Source organism: Streptomyces sp. TP-A0874, from assembly GCF_001748085.1.
GTDB lineage: Bacteria > Actinomycetota > Actinomycetes > Streptomycetales > Streptomycetaceae > Streptomyces.
This window is the reverse complement of sequence record NZ_BBZK01000003.1, coordinates 852186-865501: the sequence shown is the minus strand read 5'-3', so window position 1 is coordinate 865501 and position 13316 is coordinate 852186. Positions and strand designations below refer to the sequence as shown.

Genomic DNA, 13316 nt, shown 5'->3' with positions numbered 1-13316 from the left:
GGGCCACGACGCACGGGCCCCTCGCCGTGCACCTCGGCTCCGGTGGCGGCGCCCCCGTCCCAGGGTGATGCTGGAGGGCAACGGCCGGCCCGCACCTGCCTGCTCGTGCCCGCCCCAAGGGGCCTGCTCTTCTGTGCCGGCACGGGCCACGCCATCCGCGAAACGAGCCGAAAGGACGGCAGCCATGAGCGGAGGAAACCGCGGAGTCGCATACCTCGGCCCCGGAACCGTCGAAGTGAGGACTACCGACTATCCGACGCTGGAACTGAAGGACGGTCCGGGTGTGGCTCCGGAGAACGCCGGCCGCAAGTGTCCGCACGGTGTGATCGTCAAGGTGCTCGCCACCAACATCTGCGGAAGCGACCAGCACATGGTGCGCGGTCGGACCACCGCTCCGGCCGGTCTGGTGCTCGGCCACGAGATCACCGGGGAGGTCGTGGAACTCGGCCCGGACGTGGAGTTCATCAAGGTCGGTGACATCGTCTCGGTGCCGTTCAACATCGCCTGCGGGCGCTGCCGGAACTGCAAGGAGCGAAAGACCGGCATCTGCCTCAACGTCAACCCGGTGCAGCCCGGCGGTGCTTACGGCTATGTCGACATGGGCGGCTGGGTCGGCGGGCAGGCGGACTACGTCATGGTCCCCTACGCGGACTTCAACCTCCTGCCGTTCCCGGACCGGGACGCCGCCCGGGAGAAGCTCCTCGACCTCACGATGCTCTCGGACATCTTCCCCACGGGGTTCCACGGCGCGGTCACGGCCGGGACGAAGGTGGGGAGCACCGTCTACGTCGCGGGGGCCGGCCCGGTCGGCCTCGCCGCCGCCTGCTCCGCCCATCTGCTGGGTGCGGCGGTGGTCATCGTGGGCGACCTCAACCCCGAGCGGTTGGCCCAGGCCCGCAGCTTCGGCTGCGAGACGGTCGACATCTCCCGCGGCGACATCGGTGAGCAGATCGCCGAGATCCTCGGCGAGCCGGAGGTCGACGCCGCGGTCGACGCGGTCGGCTTCGAGGCGCGGGCCCACGGCAGCCCGGACGCGGAGGAGGCCCCCGCGACGGTGCTGAACTCGCTGATGAGCGTGACCCACGCCGGCGGTGCGCTCGGAATCCCCGGCCTGTACGTGACCGCCGACCCGGGCGCCTCCGACCAGGACGCCCAGACGGGCACCCTGAAGGTCCGACTCGGCCTGGGCTGGGCGAAGAGCCACCGGTTCACGACCGGCCAGTGCCCGGTCATGAAGTACCACCGGGGGCTGGCCAAGGCGATCCTCCACGAGAAGGTCCACATCGCCAAGGCCGTCAACGCCACGGTCATCAGCCTCGACGAGGCTCCGCGCGGGTACGCGGAGTTCGACAAGGGGGCGAGCCGCAAGTACGTCCTCAACCCGCACGGCGCGCTCGACGGGGTCCGCCCCGTCTGAAGCCTCGGCCGCCGTCGCGGGCTCCGTCCGCCGACCGCCGCGAGGTCCGGGAGACCCTGCGGCGGTCGGCCACGCGCATCCGGCGGGACGGCCGCGCGCGGCGGACGGCGAGCTCCGTGCAGCCCACGTAGCCCTCAGCCCACGTAGCGTCGGGCGGTGGAGGCCCGCTGCGCCTCCTCCAACCGCGCCAGCCGCTCCTCCAACCAGCCCGGCACCGGGTCGCGGGTCTTCAGCACCCACGGGATCCCCGCCGCCGCCTGGAGGAACGCCCTCAGCGAGGCGGTGTCGCGGGGGACGGTCCGCAGCAGGTACCAGGTGCGGCGCACCGCCGGCAGTGCGGGACGCCGCAGCCAGGTGAACCAGAGCGTGTTCCGCAGGCCGACGACGCGGCGGGCCGTGCTGTCCCGCACCTCGGAGACGGCGTGATGGATCGTCATCTCGGGGACGTAGCAGAGCCACCAGCCCTGGCGGAGCAGATCGGTGGCGAGCAGTTCCTCCTCCCCGCCGAGCCAGAGGCCCGGGTGGAATCCGCCCGAGGAGCGGAAGGCGTCGGTGCGGAGCACGGTCGCGGCGGCGAGGAAGGAGCCGAGGGCGGGGCCGGGCAGCCAGTCGGGGCGGGGCAGCGGTGAGTCCCGGAGTTCCCCGACGACCGGGTCCTCCCGGTCATCGGGTTCCACCAGGATCCGGGCGGTGACCGCCGCCAGGGAGGGGTGCGCGTCCAGCAGGTCGGCCGCGCGCTGCAGCGATCCCGGCTCCCACCTGGTGTCGTCGTCGCAGAAGGCGACATAGGGGGTGGAAGCCTGCTCCACCGCGAGGTTGCGGCCGATGGACCCGAGGTTCTCGCCGGGCTGCAGCAGTGTCATCTCCGGGAAGTCCCGGGCGACGGCCTCCGCCGTCCCGTCCGTCGAGGCGTTGTCGGTGACGATGACCCGGGGCCGTTCGGGCAGTTCGCGGAGGCTGCGCAGGGTGCGGAGCAGCTCGGGGCGGCGGTTGCGGGTGATCACCACGACGGTGGTGCGGTGGTCCGCGGCCGACCCGACATCGCCCGGGTGATCCGCCGGGGCACCGGGGCGCGGCCGCCCACCGCGTCCCTCCTCCGCGGGCCGGCCGCCGGGCCGACTGCCGTCCGGCCGGTGGTCGCCGGTCATGCCCGCGCCTTCCGACGGCCCGGTCGGCGACCGTCCGCGGCCCGGGGCTCCGGCTGTCGCCGTTCGACGGTGCGGACGGCGTCCTCCACGTGCGGCGGCAGCGTCCTGCGCTGCCGCAGCGCGGCGGGGAGGCGGACGAGCGCCGAGCACAGCGCGGTGGCGGCCCCGGGGTCCCGACGCGCCGCGGCCAGCGCGAGCCGGCCGGTGCCGCCGAGGGCGACCCGGAGCGGCCGGCGCAGCCAGTCGGTGAGAAGGGCGTTGCGGCGCACCCGGGGTGAGCGCCCCGGCCGTTCCTCGGCGGCCGGGTGGTGGTGGGCGACGAGCGAGGGTTCGTAGGACACGCCCCATCCGCCCGCTGCCAGGTCGTAGGCGAGCAGGGTCTCCTCGGCGCCGAAGAAGAGCAGTGGATGGTAGCCGCCGACGGCGAGGAAGGCCCGGCGGCGGACCACTGCGGCGCAGCCGAGGAAGCCGAGTACCGGCCGGCCCGGGAGGTCTTCGGCGGGCGGCAGGGGGGATGCGGCCAGCACGGCGTTCAGCGGGTCCTCGGTCTCCACCGGGCCGACCAGTGTGCGGGCCGCCAGCAGGCCGAGCCGAGGGTGTGCGTCGAGCAGCGCGGCGGCGGTGCGGAGCGCCCCGGGGCGCCACCAGGAGTCGTCGTCGCTGAAGGCGACGTACCGGGTGCCCGCCTGCTGCACCGCGAGGTTGCGGCCCAGCGCCCCGGTGTTGCGTCGGGGGGTGAGCAGCCGCGCCCCCACCGGGTGGTCGCGGACCCGTTCCGCGGTGTCGTCACCGGAGGCGTTGTCCACCACGATCACCTCGGGTCGCTCCGGCAGTTCCGCGAGACGGTCGAGGGTGCGTAGCAGGCTCGCGCAGCGGTCCCTGGTGATGACGACCACGGTGACGCCCTCGGCCTCGGCTGCCGTGGAGGCCGCCCCGGGTGCGCCGTGGGCCGGGGCGGCGGAACGGTCATCCGGCACGGCTGCCACCTCCGCTCCGGTTCTCCGTCCTGGCGGGCTCCGGTCGGCTTCCCTCGGCGCGGGGTACGAGGGCGGTGGCCGGCGGCTCCGTCCGGCCGGCCGCGGCCGCGAGGACCTCCTCGGCGGTGATGCGCAGCAGCAGCGGATCCGGCTCGGCGGCGTGCGGGTCCCCCGGGGGGCCGGGGTGCCAGAGCGCGGTGTGCCTCTGGTCACTGGGCGGCGGCCCCCACAGCCGGGGCGGGACGGGGCCGTACAGGGTCACCGAGGGGGTGCCGTGGGCGACGGCCAGGTGCGCGGGACCGGTGTCGCCGCTGAGGAAGAGCGCCGCTCCGGCGATCAGCGCGGAGAGTTCGGCGAAGGGGAGTCCGCCGGGGAAGGTGTCCCGGGCCGGTAGGCGGGCGCCGTGGGCGACCCGCCGCAGCAGGGGCTCCTCCCCCGGGCCACCGGCGAGTACCACCCGGTGCCCGGCGGCCCGCAGCCGGCGGGCGACGGTGGCGTACCGGTCGGCGGGCCACCGCCGGGCGGGGGAGTCGGCGCCGGGGTGGACCACGACGGCACCGGGGGCCGGGGAGGGGGTGGCCGGGGAGGGGGTGGCCGGGGAGGGGAGCCGCAGGTCCGCCGGGTCGGCCGGGACGCCGTAGGCGCGCAGGAAGCGGCACCAGCGGTGGCGTTCGTGTTCCTCGCTCCGCCAGTCGGGCGGGGCCTGGCGCCCCGTGCGGGGTGCGGCGAAGGCCCACAGCCGGCGGGGCCGGAGTTCGGCGAGCGCGTCCCGGCTCGCCGGGCCGTTTCCGTGCAGGTCGATCGCCAGTTCCGGCGGGTCGCCCGTCCAGTGGCGCAGTACCGGCACGGCCCGGCCCGGGGCGTGCGCCGGCAGCAGTCGGTCGACCGCTCCGGTGGCCAGGGCCGGCTCTTCGAGGGCCGGCGGCGCCGCGAGGACGATCTCGTGACCGGGGAAGGCGCGGCGGACGGCCCGCAGCGCGGGGACGCCGGCCAGCAGGTCGCCCAGGCCGAGGGCGCGTAGCACCAGCAGCCGGGGGCGCGGCGGATCGGTGGGCACCGGTCACCTCCGAAGGCTCACGGGCCACTGGCCGGGGTCGCCGTCCGCGGGCGGCGCGGTCGGCCGTCCGGCGGCGCGGTCCGCGAGCCGGGTGGTGGAGCGCCCGTCGAGGTACGGAAGGAGGACGACCTGGCCTCCCCAGCTCTCCAGGAGCGCGGTCTCGGGCAGTTGGGAGAGCGCGTAGTCGCCGCCCTTGGCCCAGACGTGGGGGCGGAGTTCGCGCAGCAGCGACTCGGGGGTGTCCTCCTCGAACACGGCGACGGCGTCGACGCACTCCAGGGCGAGCAGTACCCGGACCCGGTCGGCGACCGGCACCAAGGGCCGGCCGCTGCCCTTGCGGCGGCGCACCGAGGCGTCGGAGTTGACGCAGACGACGAGGCAGTCACCGGCGCGGCGGGCGGCCTGGAGGAGCGCCACATGGCCCGCGTGCAGCAGGTCGAAGCAGCCACCGGCGGCGACCACGGTGCCGCCGGCCGCGCGCACCCGGGCCACCGTCGTCGCGACGTCCGTCGCTCCGGGGCCGCCCGGGACGGCCGACGGCGGGTCCGGCTCCGGTTCTACGGCGTGTGCGCCGCCGTCGGCGACGTAGCGGGCGGCGGCGTGCACGGCCCGCTGCACGGCGGTCTCCGGAAGGACTTCGTCGGCCAGCAGCCCCGCCACGGCCGAGGCGAAGCGGTCACCGGCCCCGCAGGCGTCGCCCTCGGCCCGCCAGGGGGTGGGCACCAGCAGGGGGGCCTCGCCGTGTGAGAACAGCGCGCCCTGCGGCCCGAGGGTGACGGCCACGGAGGTGACGCCCCAGCCGCGCACGAGCCGCCTGGCGTCCCGTGCGGCGCCGCCCAGTTGGCGTCCCGCGCTCTCCTCGGCCGCGTCGGCCCGGCCGCCGTCTCCGCTCGGACGTCGGCCCGCCCTCGGGTCCTTCTGCTCGGCCTCCCGGCGCAGCGACTCGGCCGCCATCGGAGAGGCGAACGCCCGCGCCTCGTGGGCCGCCGGGGTGGCCAGCCGCACCCCCGCGACGGGGGCCCCGCCGCGGGGGTGGGGGTCCCAGACCACCGGTACCCGGCGGCAGGCCGCGGCGAGGTGGGCCCGCAGCGTGTCGGCGGCGCCCCGGCCGTAGTCGGAGACGAGGACGGCCCGGGCCCGGGCGAGGGCGGCGACGGCCTCCTCGGTGGCGCCCGCGGCGCCGCCCGCGCCGTCGTCCATCCGCAGCAGCACCCGACCACCGGCCATGATCCGTGTCTTGCGGGGCAGTCGGCCGGTCAGCGGCAGTTCCACCAGCCGGACACGTCCCCTGAGCAGCCGTCGGAGGGCGCTGCTGGCCTCGTCCGGGCCGAGTCCGGTGATGAGGGTTACTTCGCGCCCGTCCGAGGCGGCCAGGTACGCCGCGAGGGCCGCGCCGCCGGGCCGGGTGGTCCGGCGCGCGTCCTCGACCACCGGGGCGGGTGCGTCCGGTGCCAGTCGCTCCGCCCGGCCGGACAGGTCGGTGTCGAGCAGGCTGTCGCCGACCACCAGGAGCGGGGTGAGGCCGCTCATGCTCTGCCTCCTTTGCCTCGGTCTCGTACGCGGTGGCTTCCGGCGGCCGCCTCCCCGGGGTGGCGCCGACCCCGCCGCGCCGACGCTCAGACGTTCTCGTCGAATGCCTCGCAGATCATGTGGAGGGCGACCAGGTGCAGTTCCTGGACGGTCGGCGTGCTGGCGGCGTTCACGCACCAGGCCTCGTCGCTGGCGGCCGCGAGCGGGTTGGGCTCCGGTCCGGTCAGGGACCACACGCTCATGCCGATCCGGCGGGCTTCGGTCGCCGCGGAGAGCAGGTTGGCGCTGGATCCGCTGGTGGAGAGCAGCACCAGCACGTCGTCGGGCCGCCCGTGGGCGAGCGTCTGGCGGGCGAAGACGTCCTGCACTCCGTAGTCGTTGGCGATCGCCGTGGTGGACGAGGTGTCGGCGTGCAGGGCGAGCGCGGAGAACGGTGGCCGGTCGTCCCGGTACCGGCCGACCAGTTCGGCCGTCAGGTGCTGGGCCTGGGCCGCGCTCCCCCCGTTGCCGGCGGCCAGTAGCCTGCCGCCCGCGCTCAGCGAGCGGGCCAGTTGGGCGCCCCAGCGTTGCGCGGTGCCGCTGGAGTGCCGGAACTCGGCGAGCGCGGTCAGCAGCTCGTCGCAGTGCTGGCTGGTGGTGGCGAGTTTCGGGGGGCCGCTCCTGAGAGAGGTCATGGTGCCACTCCTGACAGAGGGGGGATGGCGGCGAGTTCGTCGTAGACCCGGGCGACTCCGTCGGCCACCCGGTCCCAGGTGTACCGGGCGAGCACCCGGTCCCGACCGGCGGCGCCGTACCGGGACAGCAGTTCGGGCGAGTCGAGCAGACCGCGGATGACGCCGGCCAACTGGTGGGTGTCGTCGGTGGACACCAGCGCACCGGTCACCCCGTCGAGCACGGTGTCCAGGTGGCCGCCGACGGCCGTCGCGACCACGGGCCTGCGGCAGGCCATGGCTTCCAGCGGGACGATGCCGAACGGCTCGTAGCTCGGTAGGGCCAGCACCAGGTCGGCGCCGGAGATCAGCTCCGGCATCCGGTTCCGGGACACCCCGCCCAGCAGCCGGACCCGGTCGGCGACCCCGTGTTCGGCGGCGATCCGCCGCAGCCGTTCGGCCTCCGGGTCGGCGAAGAGCAGAGCGGGCTCCGGGCCGCCGGCGATGAGCAGTTCGGTGTCCGGAACGGCCGGCAGGGCCCGGATGGCGCGGTCGAAGCCCTTGCGGGGCACCAGTCGGCCGACCGCCAGGAGGCGCCGTGGCGCCCGGTCGCGGCGGGCGGGTGTGGCCACCGGGGCGAAGTGCTCGGCGTCCACACCGCAGGGCACCACCGAGACGTGGGCGCCGGACACGCCCATGGCCGCCAGTTCGGCGACTTCGTCGGCGCAGGTGGCCAGGACCCGGTGGCACTCGCGGCCGTTCCGCCGCTCGATGGCGACGCGCTGCCGGGGGCTGCTGTCCTCAGCCCCCTGATGTCGCCTCTTGACGGTGCCCAGCGCGTGGTAGGTCTGCACCACCGGGACGCCGAGTCCGCGCGCCCCGGTCAGCGCCGCGACCCCGGACATCCAGAAGTGGGCGTGCACCACGTCTGGCCGCGCGAGCGTCCAGGTGCGGGCCAGGTGGGCACCGAAGGACGGCATGTGGACCAGCAGTTCGTCCTTGAGCAGTGGCGCGGGCGGCCCGGCGGGCACGTGGACGACGCTCACCCCGTCGTCGGTCTCGACCTGGTCGGGCAGGTCGGTGTCGTCCCGGCGGGTGTAGACGGTGACCTCGTGTCCGCGGCGGGCGAGGTGACCGGCGAGTTGTGCGACGTACACGTTCTGCCCACCGGCGTCCGGCCCGCCCAGCGCGGCCAGCGGGCTGGCGTGCTCGGAGACCATGGCGATGCGTCGGCGGGCGGATGCTGCCTGTTTCATCGCGAGACCTCTTTCGTCAGGTGTGCCCAGTCGTCGAGGAACCGTCGCACCCCGTAGCGGACCTGCACGGCGGCTCTGGCCTTCTCCCCCGCCCGCCGGGCGTGTTCGGGGTCCCGAAGGAAGCCGCGGACGGCCTCGTCGAGTACCTCGAAGCGGTTGGACACCACCCCGGCGCCCTCCGGCACCGCCTCCCGCACCTCCGTGGTGTCCAGCGCCACGATCGGCATGCCCAGGAACATCGCCTCCAGCAGGGAGAGTCCGAGGGAGGTCCAGCGGACCGGGTGGAGGTAGAGGCGGCAGCGGGCCATCTCCGGGTGGAGCCGGCCCTGCGGCAGGTCCCGGGCCCGGCACCGCTCCGGTGGCAGGCCGAGGTGGTCGGCCAGGCCCTCGCTGCCCATGCCGAACACGTCCAGCGGTGCGGCCCGCGCGAACCGCGGGAGCAGGTCGGTGCCGGTGGTGCGGCCCCGGCGCACCGGCTCGTTGACGACCACCGCCGCCCGGCGCTCGGTGCCCGTCCACAGCGGGCCGGGGTCCATGACGCCGTGTTCGACCACGGTGGTGGGGGCGCGTCCGCTGTCCCACATCAGGCGGTTGAAGTGGGTGACGTGGACGAGGGGGATGTCGTCGCGTTCGGCGAGCGGGTGCCGGGTCCCGACGGCCGTGCCGTGGGGACTGTTGTGCTCGACGTAGACCGCCGGTACGTCACGGCCGGGGCTCCGACCGGTCCAGGAGCGGGCTAGTTCGATCTCGTGCGGACGCTGGAGCACCATCAGGTCGATCCGGCTGCGACGGAGCTGCTCAGGGGTGACCTCCCGGACCGACGGCGGCCACTGCCAGGTGCGAGCCCGCCCCAGACCGTCCGGTCCGCGGTCCGGCGTGACCGGCACCAGGTAGTCGTGCGGCCCCTGGACGAACGACGTGATCCAGGACCCGTGCACATGCCAGATGAGGACGTTCATGTGCTCTCCTTGAGGAGTTTCTGCACGGCGCGGACCACGTCCTCCCCGGTCACCTCGGTCAGACACGGGTGTCCTGGCACCGGGCAGCGCCGGGCGCGGGAGCCCGCGCAGGGAGCCGACTGGTCGCCGAGCAGGACACTGGGCACCCGGTACGGGCCCCAGCGGTCGGCCGGTACCACGGGGGCGAAGAGCGACACCACCGGGGTGCCGACCGCCGCCGCCAGATGGGCGGGTCCGGTGTTGCCGCTGACCAGGACGTCCGCGGCGCGCACCACGCCGGCCAGCTCCCCGGGATCGGTGCGCCCGCCGAGGTCGATCGCCGTGCCACCGCTGACCCGCCGGGTCAGCGGGGTCTCCGCGGGCCCTCCGGTGACCACGACGCGGTGGCCGGCGTCGGCGAGGAGGCCGGCCGCCTCCGCGCAGCGGTCGGCGTCCCAGGCGCGCGCCGGTGCGCTGGCCCCCGGGTGGATGACGACGTACGGTTCGCGGCCGGTGAGGTGGCCGGTGTCGGGCGTCGAACGGATCCGGAGGCGACCGTCGTCCCCAGAGGGGAGGGGGAAGCCCAGGGCCTCGGCGGTGTCGAGCGCCGCCTCCGCCTCGTGCCGGCCGGGGCGGCGCCGGTGGCGCACGTCCAGGAGGCGACCCGGGTTGTCCTCGCTGTCGGCGCCGATCCTCGGGACGCCTGCCAGCCGCAGCAGCAGCGCGGTGGGCAGCGGGCTCTGGTGGAAGGAGGTGAGTACCAGGGCCGTGTCGAACTCCTGCTCCCGGAGCCGGTGCACCAGGCCGGCGATGTCGGCCGCGTCGACCTCGGGCGGGTCGTCCCCTTCCCACGGCGCTTCCCAGACCAGCACCTCGTCCACGCCCGGCAGCAGCCGGGCGGCCTCCTCGCCGCGCGGCCCGCACCACATCGCCACCCGTTCGGAGCGTGCCGCGACGGCCCGTACCGCCGGACCGGCCAGCAGCACGTCACCGAAACCGTCCAGACGCACGACCAACGACCTCATCCGCCCCTCCACTCCCGGCCAAGGGCCTCTCTCGCCGAGCCCACGGGGCGGGCCGCGCCCCGCAGCAGACGGCGTACCGCGGTCAGTACGTCGGGGGCCGTGCAGGGCTCCGCCGCGATCTCGGCTGGCCGGGTCGCGGCGTTCGGCACGAGGACGGCCCGGGCCCCGGCCGCGCGCGCGGCGTCCGTGTCGGCGGCGATGTCGCCGACCACCACGGTGTCCCGCGCGGCGACGCCGAGCCGTCGGGTGGCCTCCAGCACCAGTCCCGGGGCCGGTTTGCGGCAGCGGCAGCCTGCCTCGGGTCGGTGGGGGCAGTACAGCCAGGTGTCGAAGGGGCCCAGCAGTTCCTCGACCCGTTCGTTGACCCCGCGCACCTGCCGCTCGGTGACCAGGCGGCGGCCTATCCCGGACTGGTTGCTGACCACACCGGTGGCGATGGACACGCTGCGTAGCAGCCGCAGCGCCTCGGACACTCCGGGCAGGACGCGCACCCGCTCGGGGTCCGGGTTGTAGGGGACGTCCTCGATGAGTGTGCCGTCCCGGTCGAACAGCACGGCCGCCGGGACGCCCGGCGCCCAGCCGTCTTCTCCCGCGCCCCGCACCGCGCTCGGGCGGAGGCGTCGATCGGGGATCCGCGCCCCGTCCATCAGCCCGCCCCCTGCCAGGCGGTGACGTCACGATGGCGCACCAGACCGGCGAGCCAGTGCCCGACCGCCGCCGGGGGGATGACCACGCTGGTGCAGACCATGGTGGCGACCTCCTGCCGGGTGCGGGGGCCGGGGGCGATCCGCGCCCCGGCGAACTCGGCGGTCCCCGCGGCCCACACGGCCGCGCTGACCGCCGCCGCCGTGCGGCGCCCCGTCAGCCCCAGTAGGACCGTCGCCAGAGCGGTGGCGGTCACCACCAGATGCCGGGGCAACCGTCCTCGCGGGGCCCGGGCGCGCGACCACCAGTCGCGGCCGTGCAGCCGGCCCATCAGGACGTCGTCGGCGTTCCCGCGCTGGGCGCGCAGCGAGGCCCAGCGGTCGGCGCGCCGGACCGGGTGGTCGGTGACCCGCTCGCCGCGCCGCAGCGACCAGCCGGCGGCCAGCACTCGGAGGGCCAGGTCGGCGTCCTCCCGGAAGGCCCTGGTGAACCGCTCGTCGAAGCCCCCGACCTCACGGAGCGTCTCGGTCCGGTAGGCCATGTCCGCGGTGGCCCAGGCCGCCTCCTCCAGTCCGGCGGTGCCCCGCTCCCAGTCGGTGGGCCGTCTGCCTTCCGGGAGCGGGACCTGCAGCCGGCCCTGGACGCCGCCGACGGCCGGGTCGGCCGCCGCGAGGTCGGCGGAGAGCAGACGGGGCCAGTCGGGGCGGACCCGGACGTCGTCGTCGAGGAAGACCACCCACGGCGTGTCCACCGCCCGCAGGCCGGTGTTGCGGGCGGCCGCGGGCCCCCGGCCGCCGCTGGTGAGGACCCGGGTCCGCTCCGACAGCGGGCCGGGCGCCTCCGGCACCAGCGGACCGGCGGGGTCCGGGCGGTCGTCGACCACCACCACCTCCCGTGGCGGCGGCCCGCCGCTCAACCCCAGCGCCCACAGGCACTCGGCCAGGCAGTCGCGCCCGACGGTCGGGACCACCACGGAGTAGGCGTTCTCCGGCGTTCCCGGCCCGGTGCTCCCGGCGTACCGGTGAGGGGCGGTGTTCATGCGAAGGCCTTTCCTCGACGCACCACGAAGGGTCCGAGGGCCAGCAGGTCGATCGGGGCGGAGCCGAAGCACTCCAGCGCGTCCCGGGGGGCGTCCACCATCGGACGTCCGGCGGTGTTGAGGCTGGTGTTGACCACGGCGGGCAGGCCGGTCCGCCGTTCGAAGGCCCGCAGCATCCGGGCGACCAGCGGCTCCCGCTCGTCGTCCACCGTCTGGACGCGCGCGGTGCCGTCGACGTGCACCACGGCCGGGAGGCGCTCCCGCCAGGCCTCGGACACCTCGTGGACGAAGAGCATGTAGGGGCTGGGCAGCGGGCCGGTGAAAACGTCGGCGGCCCGGTCGGCGAGCACCATGGGTGCCACCGGCCGGAACTCCTCCCTGCCCTTGACCGCGTTGAGGCGGTCGAGGTTCGCCGCGCGGCCCGGGTGGGCCAGCAGGGAGCGCCGGCCCAGGGCCCGCGGGCCGAACTCCCCCCGTCCCTGGAACCAGGCGACGATCCCGTCGCGGGCCAGTTCCTCGGCCACCGCCTCGGCGACGTCCTCCGGCTCCGTGTAGGGCAGGGCCGAGCGCTCCAGCCAGTCGCGCAGCTCCGCCGCGTTCCAGTGCCGTCCGAGTGCGGCCCCCTCCATGGGGGCGGTCCGGTCCTGCTCGGCGGCGATGTGCAGGGCGGCGCCGAGCGCCGTCCCGGCGTCGCCGGCCGCCGGCTGCACCCAGATCTCCCGGAAGGGCCCCTCGCGGTCCAGCCGGGAGTTGGCCACGCAGTTCAGGGCGACCCCGCCGGCCATGGTGAGCCGCTTCTCCCCCGTGCGGTCGTGCAGCCAGTGCGCCAGGGCGAGGATGACGTCCTCCAGGCAGGCCTGGGCGCTGGCGGCGAGGTCCGCGTGGTCCTGGCTCCAGGGCGCTCCCGGCTCGCGCGCCGGGACCAGCGACTCCCAGGGCACCGACCGGGCCCGGAAGCCACCGTCCCCGAGGGCGCGCACATGCTCGCCGAGGTGGTCACGGAAGCGTGGCACGCCGTACGAGGCGAGGGCCATGACCTTGTACTCGTCGCTGCTGCGGAGGAATCCGAGGTGCTCGGTGAGCTCCTCGTAGAACAGTCCGAGCGAGTCGGGGAGCTCCTGACCGCCGAGCACGGTCAGCTCCCGGTCCCGGTAGTGGCCCGCGAGGTGGGAGGCGCTCTCCCCGCGGCCGTCCAGCACCAGCACGGCGCAGTCGCTGTGCGGGGAGGCCGGGCCGGCCGACGCGGCGTGCGCCACGTGGTGGGCCACGAAGCGGACTTTCTCGGGGTCCAGCCCGGGCAGCGCCGTCGCCAGGAACTCCGGGGCCCGGCGGGCGTACTCCTGCCGGAGTGCGTCCCACGGGTCGTCGAGCCCCATCCGGTCGGCGGGGCGGGCCAGTGCGGGGTCGTAGGAGTAGGCGACCGCGTCGAGGTCGGCCGGGGCGAGACCGGCCTGTTCCAGACACCAGCGGGCGGAGAGCTCGGGCAACTCCCAGGCCGAGAAGGGGACCGGCCGCTTACCGTGCTTACGCCTGCTGAAACGTTCCTCCTCAGCTGCGGCCGCGACTCTGCCGTCCACGACCAGAGCCGCGGCGGGGTCGTGGAAGAGCGCGTTGACGCCGAGAACACGCACGGT

At 75.6% G+C, this 13316-nt stretch carries 12 protein-coding genes; 1 reads left to right on the top strand and 11 read right to left on the bottom strand.

What is annotated here, in order from left to right; genetic code table 11:
- Positions 1–184: 184 nt before the first annotated feature.
- Positions 185–1417 (top strand): formaldehyde dehydrogenase, glutathione-independent, encoded by a 1233-nt coding sequence (fdhA, locus tag BGP73_RS03525; protein ID WP_069811887.1) that lies wholly within the window; start codon positions 185–187, stop codon positions 1415–1417.
- 134 nt (positions 1418–1551) lie between these two features.
- Here fdhA and BGP73_RS03520 read toward each other — a convergent pair whose 3' ends face one another.
- The 11 genes from BGP73_RS03520 to BGP73_RS03470 form a co-directional block, all read right to left on the bottom strand.
- A complete protein-coding gene (locus tag BGP73_RS03520) occupies positions 1552–2565 on the bottom strand; it encodes a glycosyltransferase family 2 protein (RefSeq protein WP_079127164.1) in 1014 nt (337 codons plus the stop codon).
- Positions 2562–3461: a glycosyltransferase family 2 protein gene (locus BGP73_RS03515; protein ID WP_069812104.1), complete on the bottom strand. Its 900-nt coding sequence runs from the start codon at positions 3459–3461 to the stop codon at positions 2562–2564. The genes BGP73_RS03520 and BGP73_RS03515 overlap by 4 nt, the downstream gene beginning before the upstream one ends.
- A 70-nt stretch (positions 3462–3531) precedes the next feature.
- Positions 3532–4599 (bottom strand): glycosyltransferase family 9 protein, encoded by a 1068-nt coding sequence (locus BGP73_RS03510; protein WP_244501061.1) that lies wholly within the window; start codon positions 4597–4599, stop codon positions 3532–3534.
- 3 nt (positions 4600–4602) lie between these two features.
- On the bottom strand, positions 4603–6129 hold the full coding sequence (gene rfaE2 / locus BGP73_RS03505) for a D-glycero-beta-D-manno-heptose 1-phosphate adenylyltransferase (protein WP_069811886.1): 1527 nt from the start codon (positions 6127–6129) through the stop codon (positions 4603–4605).
- Positions 6130–6215: 86 nt separating this feature from the next.
- Positions 6216–6803, bottom strand: coding sequence for a D-sedoheptulose-7-phosphate isomerase (locus tag BGP73_RS03500; protein ID WP_069811885.1), 588 nt, complete (start codon positions 6801–6803; stop codon positions 6216–6218).
- Positions 6800–8035 carry a glycosyltransferase gene (locus BGP73_RS03495; protein WP_069811884.1) on the bottom strand — a complete coding sequence of 412 codons (1236 nt, stop codon included), beginning with the start codon at positions 8033–8035 and terminating at the stop codon, positions 6800–6802. Before BGP73_RS03495 ends, BGP73_RS03500 begins: the two co-directional genes overlap by 4 nt.
- On the bottom strand, positions 8032–8994 hold the full coding sequence (locus tag BGP73_RS03490) for a glycosyltransferase (protein ID WP_069811883.1): 963 nt from the start codon (positions 8992–8994) through the stop codon (positions 8032–8034). Before BGP73_RS03490 ends, BGP73_RS03495 begins: the two co-directional genes overlap by 4 nt.
- Positions 8991–9998, bottom strand: coding sequence for a glycosyltransferase family 9 protein (locus BGP73_RS03485; protein WP_069811882.1), 1008 nt, complete (start codon positions 9996–9998; stop codon positions 8991–8993). The genes BGP73_RS03490 and BGP73_RS03485 overlap by 4 nt, the downstream gene beginning before the upstream one ends.
- Entirely contained in the window at positions 9995–10645 is a 651-nt protein-coding gene (locus BGP73_RS03480; protein ID WP_079127163.1) for a D-glycero-alpha-D-manno-heptose-1,7-bisphosphate 7-phosphatase, read from the bottom strand. Before BGP73_RS03480 ends, BGP73_RS03485 begins: the two co-directional genes overlap by 4 nt.
- Positions 10645–11682: a glycosyltransferase family 2 protein gene (locus BGP73_RS03475; protein ID WP_069811880.1), complete on the bottom strand. Its 1038-nt coding sequence runs from the start codon at positions 11680–11682 to the stop codon at positions 10645–10647. The genes BGP73_RS03480 and BGP73_RS03475 overlap by 1 nt, the downstream gene beginning before the upstream one ends.
- Positions 11679–13313: a carbamoyltransferase family protein gene (locus BGP73_RS03470; RefSeq protein WP_069811879.1), complete on the bottom strand. Its 1635-nt coding sequence runs from the start codon at positions 13311–13313 to the stop codon at positions 11679–11681. The genes BGP73_RS03475 and BGP73_RS03470 overlap by 4 nt, the downstream gene beginning before the upstream one ends.
- Between the last annotated feature and the right edge of the window lie 3 nt (positions 13314–13316).

Coding starts and splice junctions, on each gene's coding strand:
- BGP73_RS03475 (WP_069811880.1), bottom strand. CDS start 11,682: ATGAACACCGCCCCTCACCGGTACGCCGGGAGCACCGGGCCGGGAACG.
- rfaE2 (WP_069811886.1), bottom strand. CDS start 6,129: ATGAGCGGCCTCACCCCGCTCCTGGTGGTCGGCGACAGCCTGCTCGAC.
- BGP73_RS03500 (WP_069811885.1), bottom strand. CDS start 6,803: ATGACCTCTCTCAGGAGCGGCCCCCCGAAACTCGCCACCACCAGCCAG.
- BGP73_RS03495 (WP_069811884.1), bottom strand. CDS start 8,035: ATGAAACAGGCAGCATCCGCCCGCCGACGCATCGCCATGGTCTCCGAG.
- BGP73_RS03490 (WP_069811883.1), bottom strand. CDS start 8,994: ATGAACGTCCTCATCTGGCATGTGCACGGGTCCTGGATCACGTCGTTC.
- fdhA (WP_069811887.1), top strand. CDS start 185: ATGAGCGGAGGAAACCGCGGAGTCGCATACCTCGGCCCCGGAACCGTC.
- BGP73_RS03485 (WP_069811882.1), bottom strand. CDS start 9,998: ATGAGGTCGTTGGTCGTGCGTCTGGACGGTTTCGGTGACGTGCTGCTG.
- BGP73_RS03480 (WP_079127163.1), bottom strand. CDS start 10,645: ATGGACGGGGCGCGGATCCCCGATCGACGCCTCCGCCCGAGCGCGGTG.
- BGP73_RS03520 (WP_079127164.1), bottom strand. CDS start 2,565: ATGACCGGCGACCACCGGCCGGACGGCAGTCGGCCCGGCGGCCGGCCC.